Here is a 16,906-nt window from a genome sequence, read left to right as displayed (position 1 = left end):
AGAACAAATCTTTAGTAGTTTTTAACCTATTTTTATTTAAGGAAATAAGATACTTTTTGTTTTGATTCCACAAAAAAAGCGAACCGAAGTTCGCTTCATATATCATAGTATTTACTTAACAAATACCTACTGGCTGACAAGAAATACTTGGAAAACAATTAGCCGTTTGAGGGCAAGAGTTCGTTTGGTTACATCCAACTTGTGTTCCGCAATTATTCGTTCCACAATCATCTGTAAGAGGTCCACAAATTCCTATTGGCTGACAAGAAATAGTTTTCATTCCTCCTTTAACAGCATCTTTGTTTCCTAAATTAGAGATTGATTTTTTGTTAAGTGATAAACTTGTTAGATTCTTTTTTTTCATGATTAAAATATTTTTATAGTTAATAATTTACCTAAAACTATAAAGAGAAATCTACATCTAAAAGAAAGTATTCTTCATATTCATAAATCGTAAGAAGATATAAAACAATATAACTTGCTGATTTTTAAATTTTAACATAAAAAAAAGCGCAGTATCTTATTGATACTGCGCTTTTATATTTTATGCTATGATGAATTATCCCATCACCTCTGCTACTTTCTTTCCAATCTCTGCTGGAGAATCTACAACGTGAATTCCACATTCGCGCATAATTCTTTTCTTAGCTTCTGCTGTATCATCAGCTCCACCAACAATAGCTCCTGCATGTCCCATTGTACGTCCTGCTGGTGCAGTTTCACCTGCGATGAAACCAACAACTGGTTTTTTACTTCCATTTTCTTTGTACCATTTAGCAGCATCAGCTTCTAATTGACCACCAATTTCACCAATCATTACTACACATTCAGTAGCTGGATCGTTAATTAATAATTCAACAGCTTCTTTTGTAGTTGTTCCAATAATTGGATCTCCTCCAATACCAATAGCAGTTGTAATTCCTAATCCTTGTTTTACTACTTGATCAGCAGCTTCATATGTTAATGTTCCTGATTTAGAAACGATTCCTACTTTTCCTTCTTTGAAAACAAATCCTGGCATAATTCCAACCTTTGCTTCTCCTGGCGTAATTACTCCTGGACAGTTAGGTCCTATTAATCGACAATCTTTATTAGCGATATATGCAGCAACTTTTGTCATATCTGCAACAGGAATTCCTTCTGTAATTGTAATAATTACTTTGATTCCTGCATTAGCAGCTTCCATAATTGCATCAGCAGCAAATGCTGGCGGTACAAATATAATTGTAGTGTCTGCTCCTACTTTTTCAACAGCTTCTGCAACTGTATTAAAAACTGGTTTGTCTAAGTGTGTTTGTCCACCTTTTCCTGGAGTTACTCCACCAACAACGTTAGTTCCGTACTCAATCATTTGACCTGCATGAAATGTTCCTTCACTTCCTGTAAATCCTTGAACAATTATTTTTGAATCTTTGTTTACTAAAACGCTCATTTGATATTTGTTTTTTGGCTGAACAAAAATAGTTTTTTATCTACTATTTATAAAGTATTTTTTCAGTTTTATCTGCGAATTGATTTTCACTCTTCTTATTTCCTGAAAAATGGAGTAAATTCAACAAATAGTTTCTATAAAATTTACTATTTTTTTTCTAAATTTTCTATTCTTTCTATCAATTCTGGTATTTGACGAATTGACGCAATTTCTTTGTATTTTTTTCTAAAATCATCTGCTGGTGTTCCAAAGTAGCTTTTTCCTCCTTCTAATCCTTTACTAACTCCTGACTGTGCAGATATAACTGTTTTTGCACCAATAGTTATTCCGCTTGTGATTCCTACTTGTCCCCAAATGGTTACTTCATCTTCAATGATAACACAACCTGCAATTCCTGTTTGCGAAGCTATTAAACATTTCTTTCCAATTATAGTATCATGACCTATGTGTACTTGATTGTCAATTTTTGTCCCTTCTTTTATAGTTGTATCACCTGTAACACCTTTATCAATGGTACATAATGAACCTAAATCTACATTATCTTCTAAAACAACACGTCCACCAGAACGCAATTTATCAAAACCTTCTGGGCGTTTTTTGTAATAGAAAGCATCTGCTCCTAAGACAGTTCCGGAGTGAATTGTAACATTATTTCCAATAACAGCATTATCATAAATTGCCACATTTGCATGAATTACGCAATCATTTCCAATTGTAACATTATTCCCTACAAAACAGTTTGGCTGAATTACCGTACGTTCCCCAATTTTTGCAGAAGGTGCTATTGATGCTGAAGCACTTACAAAAGGTCTAAAATGATCCGTAAGTGTATTAAAATCTCTAAAAGGATCATCTGAAATTAATAATGCTTTTCCTTCTGGACAAGTAACTTCTTTGTTGATTAATACAATGGTAGCTTTTGATTCCAATGCTTTGTCATAGTATTTTGGATGATCGACAAAAACAATATCTCCAGCTTCAACTACATGTATTTCATTCATTCCATGTACAGGAAATGAATCATCTCCAACATATGAAGTGTTTATGATTTCGGAAATTTCTTTAAGTGTATGTATTCTAGGGAATTTCATCTGCGGGCTTTTTATAGAATTATTTCAGATGTGTAGAAATTAAAAAGCTCAATATGTAATTATTGAGCTTTTTAACTGTATTTATTCTTTTATACGTTCCATGTAGGAACCTTTTTCTGTTTCAATTTTAATTTTGTCACCTTCATTTATAAATAAAGGAACATTTACTCTCGCTCCAGTTTCAACCGTTGCGGGTTTAGTAGCATTTGTTGCCGTATTACCTTTAACACCTGGCTCTGTATGTGTTACTTCCAAAATAACACTTGCAGGCATGTCTACTGATAATGGCATGCTATCTTCAGAGTTGATAAGGATTTTAACATTTTCTCCTTCTTTTAATAAATCTGGTGCATCTAAAACATTCTTTTGAAGTGTAATCTGATTGTAATCAGATGTATTCATGAAATGAAATGTATCTCCATCGCTGTATAGATATTGGAATGTATGTGTTTCTACACGAACATCTTCAATTTTGTGTCCAGCAGAGAAAGTGTTATCAATTACTTTTCCAGTGGTTACACTTTTTAGTTTTGTACGTACAAATGCAGGTCCTTTTCCTGGTTTTACGTGTAAAAATTCTATGATTTTAAATATGTCGTGGTTGTAACGAATGCACAATCCTTTTCTAATGTCTGATGTTGATGCCATTGGTAATTATTTTATTTTTTAGTTTGAAGCAATGTATCCTTTCATGATACCTCTGTGAGAGTTTTTGATGAATTGTAATATTTCATCGCGCTCTGTAGTCGCTTCCATTTCTGCCTCAATGATTTCAGCAGCTTGTGTGTTATTGTAATTTTTTTGATATAAAATTCTAAAGATATTTTGAATCTCGCGAATTTTTTCTGTTGTAAATCCTCTTCTACGTAATCCGACTGAGTTGATTCCCACATATGATAATGGTTCACGAGCCGCTTTCACATATGGAGGAACATCTTTACGAACTAAGGAACCACCTGTAACAAAGGCGTGATTTCCAATAGAACAAAATTGATGCACAGCTGTCATTCCTGCTAAGATCACATGATCTCCAACCGTAATGTGTCCTGCCAATGTACTGTTATTTGAAAATATACAGTTATCTCCAACAATACAATCGTGTGCAACGTGGCAATACGCCATAATAAGGCAGTTTTTACCAATTTTTGTTTTCATACGATCCGAAGTACCTTTATTTATGGTTACACATTCACGTATGGTAGTATTGTCGCCAATTTCTGCAATGGTATCTTCTCCTTGGTATTTTAAATCTTGTGGTGGTGCTGAAATTACCGAACCTGGAAAAATGTTACAATTTTTCCCAATTCGTGCACCTTCCATGATGGTTACATTTGAACCGATCCAAGTTCCTTCACCAATGATAACATTGTTATGGATGGTTGTAAAAGGCTCTACAACTACATTTTTGGCGATTTTTGCTCCTGGATGAACGTATGCTAAAGGTTGATTCATCTACTCTGTTTTAGTTATTCTTCTCGTTAGATTCTCTACACAGTATTGTATACCGTGTTATTTTTTTACTATGTCTTCTTCTTTTTTTCGTGCAATTTGCGCCATTAATTCTGCTTCGGCTACTACTTTTCCGTTTGCATAGGCAAACCCGCGCATGTGACAAATTCCTCTTCGTATTGGAGTTATTAATTCCGTTTTGAAAATTAATGTATCACCAGGTACTACTTTTTGCTTGAATTTTACTTTGTCGATCTTCATGAAGAATGTTAAGTAATTTTCTGGATCAGGAACAGTACTTAAAACTAGAATTCCTCCTGTTTGTGCCATTGCTTCTACTTGTAATACTCCTGGCATTACTGGTGCTCCTGGAAAATGTCCTACAAAGAATGGTTCATTCATAGTTACATTTTTCACTCCTACTACATGTCTATCAGATAATTCTAATATTTTATCAATAAGTAAAAATGGTGGTCTATGTGGCAACATCGTCATGATTTGATTGATATCCATTAAAGGAGTTTTATGCAAATCATATGTTGGGACATTGTTACGCTTCTCTATTTTTATAATTTTCGCTAGTTTTTTAGCAAATTGAGTATTTACAAAATGTCCTGGTTTGTTAGCTATCACTTTTCCGCGAATGCGTGTACCAACTAATGCTAAATCACCTATTACATCAAGTAATTTGTGACGTGCAGCTTCATTTGGATGATGTAATGTTAAGTTATCTAAGATTCCATTCGGTTTTACTGCAATGTTATCTTTTCCAAATGCAACTCTTAGTTTGTCCATTGTCTCTGGAGATAATTCTTTATCAACATATACAATAGCATTATTTAAATCACCACCTTTTATTAAACCATGTTCTAACAACATTTCTAATTCGTGTAAGAAACTAAATGTTCTTGAACTAGCAATGTCTTTTTTGAAATCAGATATGTGTTTTAAGGTTGCGTTTTGTGTTCCTAATACTTTCGTACCAAAGTCAACCATTGTAGTTACTTGGTATTCATCAGAAGGAATGATTGTGATTTCACTTCCTGTTTCTTCATCAATGTATGAGATTACATCTTTTACAATATATTCTTCACGAGGTTTATCTTGCTCAACAATTCCAGCTTCTTCTATAGCTTCTAAGAAAAATTTTGCCGAACCATCCATAATTGGAGGCTCAGATTCGTTTAATTCAATAAGAACATTGTCAATTTCTAATCCAACTAATGCAGCTAACACATGCTCGCATGTTTGAATTTTGACACCTCTTTTTTCCAAAACTGTTCCACGCTGTGTATTTACTACGTAGTTAGCATCTGCTTCAATTATCGGATTTCCTTCTAAATCAACACGCATAAAAGCGTATCCATGATTTTCTGGCGCAGGCTTAAAAGTTAGTAATACTTCTTTCCCTGTGTGTAATCCAACACCTTTTAGCGATATTTCTTTGGCGATGGTTTTTTGTTTAACAATAATCTCACTCATTGTTGTTTATTTTTTTTTCTAGTTGATTGATTGTTTTTGCAAGTTTAGGAAGATTTTTGAAGTATACATACGATTTGTTGTAATCTCCATAGTTTAATGCTGGAGAACCTTGTAATGTTTCTCCATCTTTTATGTTTCTCCCTATTCCTGATTGTGCTTGAATTTTTACGTTGTCACCAATAGTAATGTGTCCTACGATTCCAACTTGCCCACCGATCATGCAGTTTTCTCCAATTTTGGTTGAACCCGCAATTCCTGTTTGCGCTGCAATTACCGTATTTTTTCCAATTTCTACGTTGTGTGCAATTTGGATTTGATTGTCAAGCTTTACTCCTTTTCTGATGACTGTTGAACCAAGTGTAGCTCTATCAATTGTAGTTCCTGCGCCAATGTCTACATTCGCTTCCAAAATTACATTTCCAGTTTGTGGAACTTTTTGATATTCTCCTTTTTCATTTGGTGCAAAGCCAAAACCGTCTGCACCTACAATGGCTCCACTATGAATTACGCAGTTATCACCAATTACGGATTCTGAGTAAATTTTAGCTCCAGCGAAAATAACGACATTGTTACCAATAGTTACATTATCACCAATGTATGCGTTTGGATATACTTTAACGTAATCACCAATTTTCACATTGTCTCCCATGTATGAGAATGCTCCGAAATAGAGTTCTTTTCCGTACGTAGCTGTTTCTGAAATGAACGCTGGCTGTTCTATTCCAACTTTATTCAGTTTTACTTTATTGTAGTATTCTAAAAGCTTTGAGAATGATTTGTATGCATCATCAACTTTAATTAATGTTGTTGTTAAATCTTCTTCAGCACTAAATTCTTTATTTACAATTGTAATGGATGCACGCGTACTATATATGTACTGTGTATATTTGGGATTTGCTAAGAAAGTTAATGAACCTTCTGTCCCTTCTTCTATCTTTGAAAGTTTGGATACTTCAGTGTTTGGATCACCTATGATATCTCCTTCTAAAATACCCGCTATTTGTGTCGCTGTAAACTTCATTCTGGCAAAAGTATAAAAAAACTCCTAAAGTTTATCTTTTGGATAACATATATAATATTTTGTGACTGGTTTTGAGAGTGCTTTTAGGTTTAATTGATCTGAAGCCTTGACAACATCCTGAATTTTTCCAGTCTTCATTAAAATGTTTATGTTTTGACTTGTGGTTTTGTATGCCTGATTAGATATTTCGCCTGAGAACACAAAATACGAGGCTTCAGCTTCTGAAATATTATGTTTTTCTAGTAAGCTCTGTGTTTCATTTTGAACTTTTTTTGCGGATATCTTTTTGTTTTTGATCTTAATACGAAGTAAATCTCTGTTAATAATCATATTACATAAATTAGATAATACAAAATCATCTTCATTCATCCATTCTTTCATTGCAGATACAATATCATAATCGTCAAGCTTTGCAAAAGTATCTAATACTTCATAATTGAAATCTTCAATAGATATTTCATTTCGAATAAAAAAAGATAAAGCTGCACTTGCTTTTAATTCTGTTCCTTGTAATGTGAGTTCTTTGGCTCTTTTTAGTACACGAATTAATAATTGCTCAGCTACTAAACTTGTTTTGTGCAAATACACTTGCCAATACATTAATCTGCGTGCAACTAGAAATTTTTCAACAGAATAGATTCCTTTTTCTTCTATCACCAATTCATCATCTACAACGCTTAACATGGTAATAATTCGTTCTGAATTGATATTTCCTTCAGCAACACCTGTATAAAAACTATCACGCTTTAAATAGTCTGCTCTATCCATATCAATTTGACCAGATATTAACTGATACATAAATTTTCGAGGGTAGTTCCCTTTGAATATTTCGATTGCAAGCGTTAAACTTCCGTTAAATTCTTTGTTTAATTGCTCCATGAGTAAGAGTGAAATCTCTTCATGATGGACACTATTTACAATACTATGCTCCATAGCGTGTGAGAAAGGTCCGTGACCAATATCGTGCAATAATATAGCTATTAACAATGCTTGTTTTTCTTCTTCAGATATTTTAACTCCCTTAAAACAAAGGACTTGAATTGCCTTTTGCATTAAGTGCATACAACCCAACGCATGATGAAAACGTGTGTGATGCGCACCTGGATATACCAAATATGACATCCCCATTTGCGAGATTCTGCGTAAGCGCTGAAAATATTTATGTTCAATGAGATCAAAAATTAACGGATTTGGAATTGTAATAAATCCGTAAATTGGGTCGTTTAAAATCTTAAGCTTATTTCTAGTATTCAACTTGTACTTTTTTATACGTTTTTAAGAATAAGCACAAATATAAGTACATTAAACAAGACACCTTACTAATAATATACTAAATAAAGACATACATGAGTGCATTCAAGATTCTTTGGGTTGATGATGAAATTGATTTATTAAAACCACACATTTTATTTTTAGAGAAAAAAAATTACGACGTTACCACGTGTACTAGCGGAACAGAAGCAATAGAACTGATTGATGAAGATCGGTATGATATTGTGCTTTTGGACGAAAACATGCCTGGTTTAACAGGAATTGAAACGCTTTCTGAATTAAAAGCTAAACAAAATAATCTTCCTGTAGTAATGATTACGAAGAGTGAAGAAGAATATATTATGGAAGAAGCAATTGGTTCTAAAATTGCCGATTACTTGATTAAACCTGTAAATCCGAATCAAATTTTATTGAGCTTAAAGAAAAATTTAGATCATTCGCGTTTAATTTCGGAAAAAACTACATCTAATTATCAGCAAGAATTTAGAAAGATTGCTATGGATATGGCAATGGTAAATTCGATTGAAGAATGGATTGAGCTATATCAAAAGTTGATTTATTGGGAATTACAATTGGAAGATATTGAAGATACTGGAATGTTTGAAATTTTAGAATCTCAAAAACACGAAGCCAATGTTCAGTTTGGAAAATTCATTGATAGAAATTACCCTGATTGGTTTGGAAATGAAGAAGCGCCTATAATGTCGCACACTTTATTTAGAGAATTGGTTATGCCAGAAATTAGCAAAGCACAACCTACTTTATTAGTAGTAGTTGATAATTTACGTTACGATCAATGGAAAGCATTTGAACCAATTGTAAATACACATTATAAGAAAGAGAAAGAAGTTCCTTTTGTGAGCATCTTACCTACCGCAACACAATATGCTAGAAATGCTATTTTCTCTGGCTTAATGCCTTCTGACATGGAAAAACTACATCCTGAATACTGGAAGAATGATACTGATGAAGGCGGAAAGAATTTGCATGAAAATGATTTCCTAAAAGCGCAATTAAAGCGTTTGGGACTAAATATCAAGCATGAATATCATAAAATCACCAGTTTAAAAGGCGGAAAGAAGCTCGCAGATAACTTTAAATCCCAAAAAGACAATGACTTAACAGTTGTAGTTTATAATTTCGTAGACATGCTCTCACATGCTAAAACTGAAATGGATGTAGTAAAAGAGTTAGCTTCTGATGACAAAGCATACAGATCATTAACACAAAGTTGGTTTAAAAACTCTCCTTTATTAGATATCATACAACAATCGCAACGTTTAGGTTTTAAATTGATTATCACAACTGATCACGGGACAATTAATGTAAAACATCCTTCGAAAGTAGTTGGAGACAAAAACACAAGTCTAAACTTACGTTACAAAACTGGTAGAAGTCTTACCTACGAACAAAAAGATGTGTTAGCAGCTAAAGATCCAAAAACAATTCACTTACCAGTAATCAACATGAGTAGTTCATTTATTTTTGCAAAGACAGATTTATTTTTTGCATATCCAAATAATTACAATCATTACGTAAGTTATTACAGAAATACCTACCAACATGGTGGTGTATCTTTAGAAGAAATGATTATTCCGTTTGCAGTTTTATCGCCAAGATAATGTCATAAAAATAAGCTCACTAAGTGATTTTATAGGCAATTAGAGAAATTTTATTAAATTTGGGGAAAGCCTCAAAAATGAAATACTTGTGCAAAAAGAATATAATCTATCACAAATTGACGAAGTAGCTACAGCTATTTTAGCGCAATCAAAACATAAAATTATTGCTTTTCATGGAGAAATGGGTGTTGGAAAAACAACACTTATAAAAGTTTTGGCAAAGCAATTAGGTGTAAATGAACTCACTAACAGTCCAACATTTTCAATTGTGAATGAATATCGTACAGCAAAAGATATTCTATATCACTTTGATTGTTATCGAATAGAAGATGAAGTTGAAGCCTATGATATTGGGATTGAAGATTACTTATATAGTGATGCTTGGTGTTTCATAGAATGGCCTGAAAACATTGAAAATCTATTGCCAGATGAGATCACTGAAATACATATTGAGAAAATCAATGAGCAATTACGCTCTATTCGTCTAAAAAATTAAGCACTTTAGCGAAAAACAACAACCATAACCACAAAATAAACCTAAAAGACTGACAAATAACTGACTTTTACACTATATTGAATGAAAATTCTTATAGATACGTAAAAAGAGAAAAATTGATAAAAATACGGAGAAAATAAAATATGGTAATTTCCTAAAAATCACTTGTTTAAATGGATAAGTTTGCATCATCGTAAAACTAAAACCTAAAACAAAATGAAATTAAGAAATTATGTATTCGCAGCAGTCGTATTAGCATCAGTAACATTTGTGTCTTGTAACCCAGATAGCATTGCAGACGAAGACAACCCATATCAAACAGAAGAAGGAGTCGACAAAAGTAAAATTAGAATCCCAGGATCAACAAACAATAATTAAGAAGGACTCTAAAGCAAAGCAAAAATCTATTGTTAGATCAACTATCATAACAAATACAATTTTTGCTTTAATAATAGCTTTAACTCCTTACCTGTTTCAATTGTACGAGTATGCTCCAGAGAATACACAAACATGGGAAACATCGTGGTTTACAATTAAAGATACTAATTATCTAGATTTAAGAACTGCCTTTTGGGTATACATGAATAAGTTAATTCCATTAATCTTAATGATTATTTGGTTTTTCACATGTAAAAAATGGTGGTATCATGTTATTTTAATACCAATGTTTATGTATGGGTTTCAATTCTATACAGCATTAAATAACAAAGCTAGCATATTAGATATTGTAGAAATTTATTGGTTGATACCAATAATGATGGTCGTAATACCTTTTGTGTATTTAATTAGAATAAAATTGATGGATAAATTGGTACATGGAATAGATTTAAAAAAGATCGATGCAGAATTAGCAGCATATGAACGTAAAGAAAAAGAGTTAGAGTCCCAAAAGTAAAAAGTTCATTGAAATAAAATAAATATACTATTTTCTACGTATTTTGTTAAAATTAGATAAAACTAGCAAAAATACGTAGAAAATATATTATGCTTTTTTTAAAGGTAACTGTTGGTTATTCAATAAGTTTGACCCATCGTTAAACTAAATAATCTAAATCATTTAAGATGAAAACTAAATTCTACCTTTACTTATTAGCAGCCGTATCAACAATTTTATTTGTATCTTGTAATCCAGATAGCATTGCTGATGAAGACAACCCATACCAAACAGAAGAAGGAGTTAGAAAAGACAAACTCGATCACCGAAACCAAGATTAATAAAAATTTAATTGTAGGTAGTATTGTTGCTATATTAATAGCCATATCTCCTTACATTTTTTATTTATACAAAGGGTTACCTCGAGAAACAATATGGAAAGGGTACTTTTTTACTATACAAACTGAATACTATCAAGATGTTAATATTTATGTTTGGTCTATTTTAGGAAGATCAATACCTCTTTTGCTATTAACCTTATGGTTTCTTACATGCAAACATTGGTGGTATCATGTCATATTAATTCCTATAGCCATGTATGCTTTTCAGCTATTTAACGTTCTAAATAACGAATCTAGCTACATAGATGAATTTGAAATAACCTGGCTTATACCCATTATGATGGTTATTATACCTTTTGTTTACCTAATAAGAGTTAAATTATTTGATAAATTAGTTCTAGGAATAGATTTAAAGAAAATAGAAGCAGAGTTAGATGAATATGATCGTAAAGAAAAAGAAGCTCAAAATATAAATGAACTAAAATAAATCTGTATATTCGCGAAAATACTTACGGAAAAATACAAAAAACTTAAAATTCTACGACTTTTGTTTGTTCTACCCAAAACTGACAAAAGTACGTAGAAAATATATATACCTATTTTTCTGATAATTAGTTGGTTATTCAATAAGTTTGACCCATCGTTAAACTAAATAAACCTAATTATCACATGAAAACTAAATTCTACCTTTACATTTTAGCAGCCGCATCTACAATATTATTTGTATCTTGTAACCCAGACAGTATTGCTGATGAAGACAACCCATACGAAACAGAACAAACAGTTGACGGGAGAAAAATCAAAATCCCTACTCACGGGTAGTATCCTAGCTATTATTGTAGCTATATCACCTTATATATTTTATTTATACGAAAGTCTCCCAGAAACAAAAACTTGGGAGACTTCCTTATTTACTATAGAGAGTAATTATCAAGAAAATGTTCGTATATATGGATGGCTTTTTATGCAAAAAGCTATACCATTATTATTTTTAATATTTTGGTTTTTCACCTCCAGGGATTGGTGGTATCATGTTATTTTAATTCCAATAGCGATGTATACTTTTCAAATTATTAGCGTCATCAAACAAGAGCTTGATTTTGATGAAACTGAAATATACTATATTATTCCTGTAATGATGATCATCATTCCTATTGTATATTTTATTCGCATTAAACTTTTCGATAAATATGTTTACGGAATTGATCTAGCCAAAATGGATGCCGAGCTCGCCGAATACGAACGAAAAGAAAAAGAAATGCTTGAAGCTAACAAATAGTGTTTTTTTACTTCATTTTTATTTGTAACTTCATATTCTAAATCAATTGTATGCTTCATGGCAGAATCTTTATCACCATTTACCAAACAACAATTACTCCCACAGGAGGAAACACTTGAAATTCTAAAGCATAAGCAAGAATTATTCATTGGAATTCCAAAAGAAACTTCGTATCAAGAGAAACGTGTCTGTCTCACACCTGACGCCGTAGCTGCATTGGTTGCGCATGGACATCGCGTGCTAATTGAAAGCTGTGCTGGAAAAGGAGCTAATTTTTCAGATAAAGACTATACAGAAGCTGGAGGAGAAATCACAAATGATACTCGAAAAGTATTCTCCTGCCCTATTATTTTAAAAGTTGAACCACCAACGTTGGCTGAATTAGAATTATTGAATCCACAAACGATTTTAATTTCTGCATTACAGATTAAGATTCGTTCCAAAAAATATTTTGAAACACTAGCAAGCAAACGTGTTACAGCATTAGCTTTTGAATATATTAGAGATGAAGATGGAACGTATCCAGCTGTACGATCATTAAGTGAAATCGCAGGAACTGCCTCTGTTTTAATTGCTTCCGAATTAATGGCAAACGTCAACAATGGTAATGGATTAATGCTAGGAAATATTAGCGGTGTTCCACCTGCCGAAGTTGTAATTGTTGGCGCAGGAACTGTTGGAGAATTTGCTTCCCGCTCAGCTTTAGGATTGGGCGCAAATATTAAAGTTTTTGACAATTCAATTACAAAATTACGCTGTATTCAAACGAATTTGGGAAGACCAATTTATACTTCTACCATTCAACCAAAAAATTTATTAAAAGCATTAAAACGTTGTGATGTTTTAATTGGAGCAGTTCGCGGAAAAAATAGATCGCCTATTTTAGTAACAGAAACAATGGTTGAGCATATGAAAAAAGGTGCTGTTATTATTGATGTAAGCATTGATATGGGCGGATGTATTGAAACAAGCGAAATTACAACACACGATCATCCTACTTTTGAAAAGCACGGTGTAATTCATTATTGCGTTCCAAACATCCCTGCCAGATACTCCAGAACAGCCTCAGTATCAATTAGTAACATATTCACACCATACTTATTAAAAATTGCCGAAGATGGTGGTCTAGAAAATTCTCTTCGTTTTGACAAAGGATTAAAAAATGGTTTGTACTTTTACCACGGAGTTTTAACAAATAAATCTGTTGCAGATTGGTTTAATCTCCCATATACAGATATTAATTTTCTAATTTTTTAGTAATGAATAGCAGTCTTTTAAGACGAGTAGGATTTTATTTAGGTGGTGTCGCTATTGGTTTAGTAATTTTCGCTTTTTTAATTCGTGGACGCGGTGTAAAATGTGAATTTGACTATCTTCCTAATGCACGTACGCTGAAAAACATACGAATGAAAGAACGTCATTTCTCTCCAGAAATAAGACAACTAATTGACAATAAAGAAATCGATACCGCCGAAATTTCAAATATTCTAAAACATGGAGATGTTGATTTCTCTAGAAGCAAAACTAAGGTTGACAGCTGCAAACTATACATTGTTGAAGGAATGCTACGCAATAAAGAAATAGAACTTACCATATTAAATTGCGATAGTACTGCACGAATTCAAAAAATAAAAATGATCAATTAAAAAACTATTTTTTTAAGTTTCCATAAATATCTAACTCAATTGCTTCCCCTTTTCCAAACTTATTGATTTCTTCAAGCTGTGTTTCTTTATCTCCTACAACTAAATAAAACATTTCCGACTCATCAATATGCTCATTTATAATATCATGGAAATCAGATAATTTCATATCAACTAATTCTTTTTGGTTTTCTTCTAAATAATTAAAAGACCTTCCATATTTACTAATTTGCCTAAGAATTCCAATTTTATCGTTTAATTCTTCAAAGTCTTTTGCACTACTTTTTAAAACTTTATTTTTAGTAATCTCAACTTCTTTTTCCGAAAAATTAGTAGCATAACTCCCTATTAAATCTTCAATAATTTTCAACGAAGGCAATGTGGCATTTGTTCGAACACTTGTCTGAACAACTATAGGTGCTTTTTCTTCTAAGCGTTGTAAAAACGAATATGCTCCATATGTATATCCTTTTTCTATTCTTAAAGTTTGAAATAAACGTCCACTTGAACCACCTCCGAGAATTTGATTCGCATAAAATAAATTATTATACATGGAATCAGCTTCAGAAAGCGCCAATTTACCCGTATAAATAGCGGATTGTTTTGCCCCTGGAAAGTCTATGAAGAATAATTTTCCAGCATGCTTTTGTTCTGGCAATTCATATGTTGGAAACGAAACTTCTTTTGTTTTCCAATTATTACCAAGACTCGTAAGCGACTGACCAACTTTTGCTTTATCAATTGCGCCAGCCACATGAATAGCTACTAAACTTGCAGAAATATTGCTAGCGTAATATTCCTTTAAATCATCTAAAGAAATATTTTTAACCGTTTGTATTGTCCCTAAACTTGGAATTCCCAAAATATGATCATTACCATAGATTAATTTCCTAAACGACTGATATGCAATTGTTCTAGGATTTGCCTCTCTTCCTTTCAAAGTGGTTAATAAAGATGTTTTTAACCTTGAAAATTCAACTTCATCCCATCTTGGATGCAATACTATTTCTTCAATTAATTTAACAGTTTTATCAAAATTCTTTGCCAAACAACTTCCAGAAACATACATTCCTTCATCCCCACTTCGCACACGGATACTCGCACCCAACATCTCTATTGCTTCTTCAAGTTCCGAAGGTGTTTTAAACTCTGTTCCCTCCATCAGCATACGACTCAGCAGATTTGCCAGTCCAGCTTTATCTTTTGGATCTAAATAATGCCCTCCATCAATTGTAATATCAAAAGAAACCAATGGAACTTCATTATTTTCAATTCCAAATACCTTGATTCCATTTGCAAGTTTACTTGTCCAAATTTTTGGCGATTTAAACAATGGCAATTCACCAAAAGGTGGCTCAGAACGATCATGCTTTGTCACTGTTTTTTTATAAATCGCTTCTTCACCTTGCCTAACTTCTTCATTTACTTTTCCTTGCACAATTTCTTCTTGATAAACTTCTGCTTTGACAGCTCCTTTCATCGCTAAATTCGCTTGTCCTTTCGGAACAAAAGAAGTCATTACATAGTTTTTATCTTTTATATACGTATTGTAAACCCTAATTACATCTTGTTTTGTAACCGTATTTGTATATTTTATATCTTTCAATTTACGTGCAGGATCGTCAGCATATACATTTCCATTTGCTAATAAAAATGCTTTATCTGTCAAAGATTGATTCTCTTGATATAAAGCAACTTCTAGTTTTGCTTTTATTCTTTTTAATTGTGCCTCATCAAAATTTTGCTCAAAATCAACAAGCGCTTTATCAATAGCTACTTTTACTTTATTTAAATCAACATTTGCATTCCCTCTGACTCTGAATACAAATTCTCCTGACAATTCACTACTAGAATTCGACGCATCTGCGTTTGGCGCTAATTTTTTAGAGGTAACAATTTCCTTATATAATGGAGATTTTTTACTTCCACTAAGTACTTCTCCCAAAACATCTAGCGCATATTGATCTTCATGATACAACTCAACAGTTGGAAATACCATACGGATTTCTGGTAGTTTTGCAAAGTTATCTTCAAAGTACAACGATTTAGTTTCCAACAAAGTCACCGGCATTGGCTTCATCTTCTCAACATTTTTCCCTCTTTTAATTTCTCCAAACCATTTTTGAACCAACTTCTTCGTTTTTTCAATATCAATATCTCCTGCAATCACTAATGTTGCATTATTTGGCCCATAAAATTCATTGTAAAATTCCTTTACATCCTCTAAAGTTGCCGCCTGCAAATCTGGCAAAGAACCAATTACCTCCCAATTATACGGATGATTTTTAGGATATAAATTTGATTTAATCACTTCAGAAGTAAAACCATAGGCAACATTATCATTTCTCTGACGCTTTTCATTTTTCACAACCTGCTTTTCACGCTCCAAAGCTTCTGTCGTTACTGTATTGATCATGTATCCTAATCGATCAGAATCAATCCAAAGAATTTTTTCAAAAGCATCTTTAGGCACAACTTCATAATATATAGTTCCATCTGTCCAAGTTGCACCATTTCGCGTGCCTCCCCATTGTGGAATTATTTTTCTATTAGAACCTCTTGGGACATTTTCAGAATCATTAAATGCCATATGCTCAAAAAAGTGCGCAAATCCTGTCTTTCCAGGCTTTTCTCTATTAGAACCAACATGCATCAAAGTAGCTACTGCAACTATAGGATCCGAATGATCTTCATGAAGTACAACTTCAAGACCATTTTCTAAAGTAAACTTTTCATAATCTAACGAAAAACTAGTTTCATCATCTGTTTCAGTAGGTTTTTCACTTTTGCAAGAGCACATCAAAATGATGGACAACACAAGAAGTGTTAACGTAGATAGGTTGGTTTTCATAGGTTGGTAATTTGTTGGTATTGGTTATAGGTTTGGCTATGAACTCATTTAAA

General features: G+C 32.6%; 18 protein-coding genes. 9 read left to right on the top strand and 9 right to left on the bottom strand.

Annotated features, from left to right (window positions below; translation table 11 throughout):
• Positions 1 to 115: 115 nt before the first annotated feature.
• From Q0828_RS11850 to Q0828_RS11815, 8 genes are all read right to left on the bottom strand, one after another.
• Positions 116 to 364, bottom strand: coding sequence for a hypothetical protein (locus tag Q0828_RS11850; protein WP_298420861.1), 249 nt, complete (start codon positions 362 to 364; stop codon positions 116 to 118).
• Between the two features lie 195 nt (positions 365 to 559).
• On the bottom strand, positions 560 to 1,432 hold the full coding sequence (gene sucD, locus Q0828_RS11845; protein ID WP_298420859.1) for a succinate--CoA ligase subunit alpha: 873 nt from the start codon (positions 1,430 to 1,432) through the stop codon (positions 560 to 562).
• Between the two features lie 146 nt (positions 1,433 to 1,578).
• On the bottom strand, positions 1,579 to 2,523 hold the full coding sequence (locus Q0828_RS11840) for a UDP-3-O-(3-hydroxymyristoyl)glucosamine N-acyltransferase (RefSeq protein ID WP_298420857.1): 945 nt from the start codon (positions 2,521 to 2,523) through the stop codon (positions 1,579 to 1,581).
• An 81-nt stretch (positions 2,524 to 2,604) separates the two neighbouring features.
• On the bottom strand, positions 2,605 to 3,171 hold the full coding sequence (efp, locus tag Q0828_RS11835) for an elongation factor P (protein WP_298420855.1): 567 nt from the start codon (positions 3,169 to 3,171) through the stop codon (positions 2,605 to 2,607).
• 18 nt (positions 3,172 to 3,189) lie between these two features.
• Positions 3,190 to 3,975: an acyl-ACP--UDP-N-acetylglucosamine O-acyltransferase gene (gene lpxA / locus Q0828_RS11830; RefSeq protein ID WP_298420853.1), complete on the bottom strand. Its 786-nt coding sequence runs from the start codon at positions 3,973 to 3,975 to the stop codon at positions 3,190 to 3,192.
• 57 nt (positions 3,976 to 4,032) lie between these two features.
• Entirely contained in the window at positions 4,033 to 5,454 is a 1,422-nt protein-coding gene (locus tag Q0828_RS11825; protein ID WP_298420851.1) for a bifunctional UDP-3-O-[3-hydroxymyristoyl] N-acetylglucosamine deacetylase/3-hydroxyacyl-ACP dehydratase, read from the bottom strand.
• The gene (gene lpxD / locus Q0828_RS11820) at positions 5,447 to 6,475 is read right to left on the bottom strand and encodes a UDP-3-O-(3-hydroxymyristoyl)glucosamine N-acyltransferase (protein ID WP_298420849.1); all 1,029 of its coding nucleotides are present in this window, start codon (positions 6,473 to 6,475) and stop codon (positions 5,447 to 5,449) included. The genes Q0828_RS11825 and lpxD overlap by 8 nt, the downstream gene beginning before the upstream one ends.
• Positions 6,476 to 6,499: 24 nt before the next feature.
• The gene (locus Q0828_RS11815; RefSeq protein ID WP_298420847.1) at positions 6,500 to 7,729 is read right to left on the bottom strand and encodes an HD domain-containing protein; all 1,230 of its coding nucleotides are present in this window, start codon (positions 7,727 to 7,729) and stop codon (positions 6,500 to 6,502) included.
• Between the two features lie 92 nt (positions 7,730 to 7,821).
• Between Q0828_RS11815 and Q0828_RS11810 the strand changes: the two genes are divergently transcribed.
• The 9 genes from Q0828_RS11810 to Q0828_RS11770 all read left to right on the top strand — a co-directional run bounded on the left by Q0828_RS11810 (position 7,822) and on the right by Q0828_RS11770 (position 14,005).
• Entirely contained in the window at positions 7,822 to 9,369 is a 1,548-nt protein-coding gene (locus Q0828_RS11810) for a response regulator (RefSeq protein ID WP_298420845.1), read from the top strand.
• A gap of 52 nt (positions 9,370 to 9,421) precedes the next feature.
• Entirely contained in the window at positions 9,422 to 9,865 is a 444-nt protein-coding gene (gene tsaE, locus Q0828_RS11805) for a tRNA (adenosine(37)-N6)-threonylcarbamoyltransferase complex ATPase subunit type 1 TsaE (RefSeq protein WP_298421990.1), read from the top strand.
• 216 nt (positions 9,866 to 10,081) lie between these two features.
• Positions 10,082 to 10,243 carry a hypothetical protein gene (locus Q0828_RS11800; protein ID WP_298420843.1) on the top strand — a complete coding sequence of 54 codons (162 nt, stop codon included), beginning with the start codon at positions 10,082 to 10,084 and terminating at the stop codon, positions 10,241 to 10,243.
• A 100-nt stretch (positions 10,244 to 10,343) separates the two neighbouring features.
• The gene (locus tag Q0828_RS11795) at positions 10,344 to 10,760 is read left to right on the top strand and encodes a hypothetical protein (RefSeq protein WP_298420841.1); all 417 of its coding nucleotides are present in this window, start codon (positions 10,344 to 10,346) and stop codon (positions 10,758 to 10,760) included.
• Positions 10,761 to 10,927: 167 nt separating this feature from the next.
• Positions 10,928 to 11,080: a hypothetical protein gene (locus Q0828_RS11790; protein ID WP_298420839.1), complete on the top strand. Its 153-nt coding sequence runs from the start codon at positions 10,928 to 10,930 to the stop codon at positions 11,078 to 11,080.
• 253 nt (positions 11,081 to 11,333) lie between these two features.
• The gene (locus Q0828_RS11785) at positions 11,334 to 11,567 is read left to right on the top strand and encodes a hypothetical protein (RefSeq protein ID WP_298420837.1); all 234 of its coding nucleotides are present in this window, start codon (positions 11,334 to 11,336) and stop codon (positions 11,565 to 11,567) included.
• Between the two features lie 264 nt (positions 11,568 to 11,831).
• Entirely contained in the window at positions 11,832 to 12,359 is a 528-nt protein-coding gene (locus Q0828_RS11780) for a hypothetical protein (RefSeq protein ID WP_298420836.1), read from the top strand.
• 57 nt (positions 12,360 to 12,416) lie between these two features.
• Positions 12,417 to 13,616 carry an alanine dehydrogenase gene (locus tag Q0828_RS11775; protein ID WP_298420834.1) on the top strand — a complete coding sequence of 400 codons (1,200 nt, stop codon included), beginning with the start codon at positions 12,417 to 12,419 and terminating at the stop codon, positions 13,614 to 13,616.
• A 2-nt stretch (positions 13,617 to 13,618) separates the two neighbouring features.
• Positions 13,619 to 14,005, top strand: a complete 387-nt coding sequence (locus Q0828_RS11770) for a hypothetical protein (RefSeq protein WP_298420831.1) — start codon at positions 13,619 to 13,621, stop codon at positions 14,003 to 14,005.
• Positions 14,006 to 14,009: 4 nt separating this feature from the next.
• Here the strand turns inward: Q0828_RS11770 and Q0828_RS11765 are convergent, their stop codons facing one another.
• Complete coding sequence (locus tag Q0828_RS11765; protein WP_298420829.1) at positions 14,010 to 16,853, bottom strand: pitrilysin family protein; 2,844 nt, start codon at positions 16,851 to 16,853, stop codon at positions 14,010 to 14,012.
• Positions 16,854 to 16,906: the final 53 nt, after the last annotated feature.

It is taken from the genome of uncultured Kordia sp. (assembly GCF_947496985.1).
Taxonomy (GTDB): Bacteria; Bacteroidota; Bacteroidia; order Flavobacteriales; family Flavobacteriaceae; genus Kordia.
The sequence above is the reverse complement of the archived record's forward strand: the minus strand, read 5'-3'. Positions and strand labels throughout refer to the sequence as shown.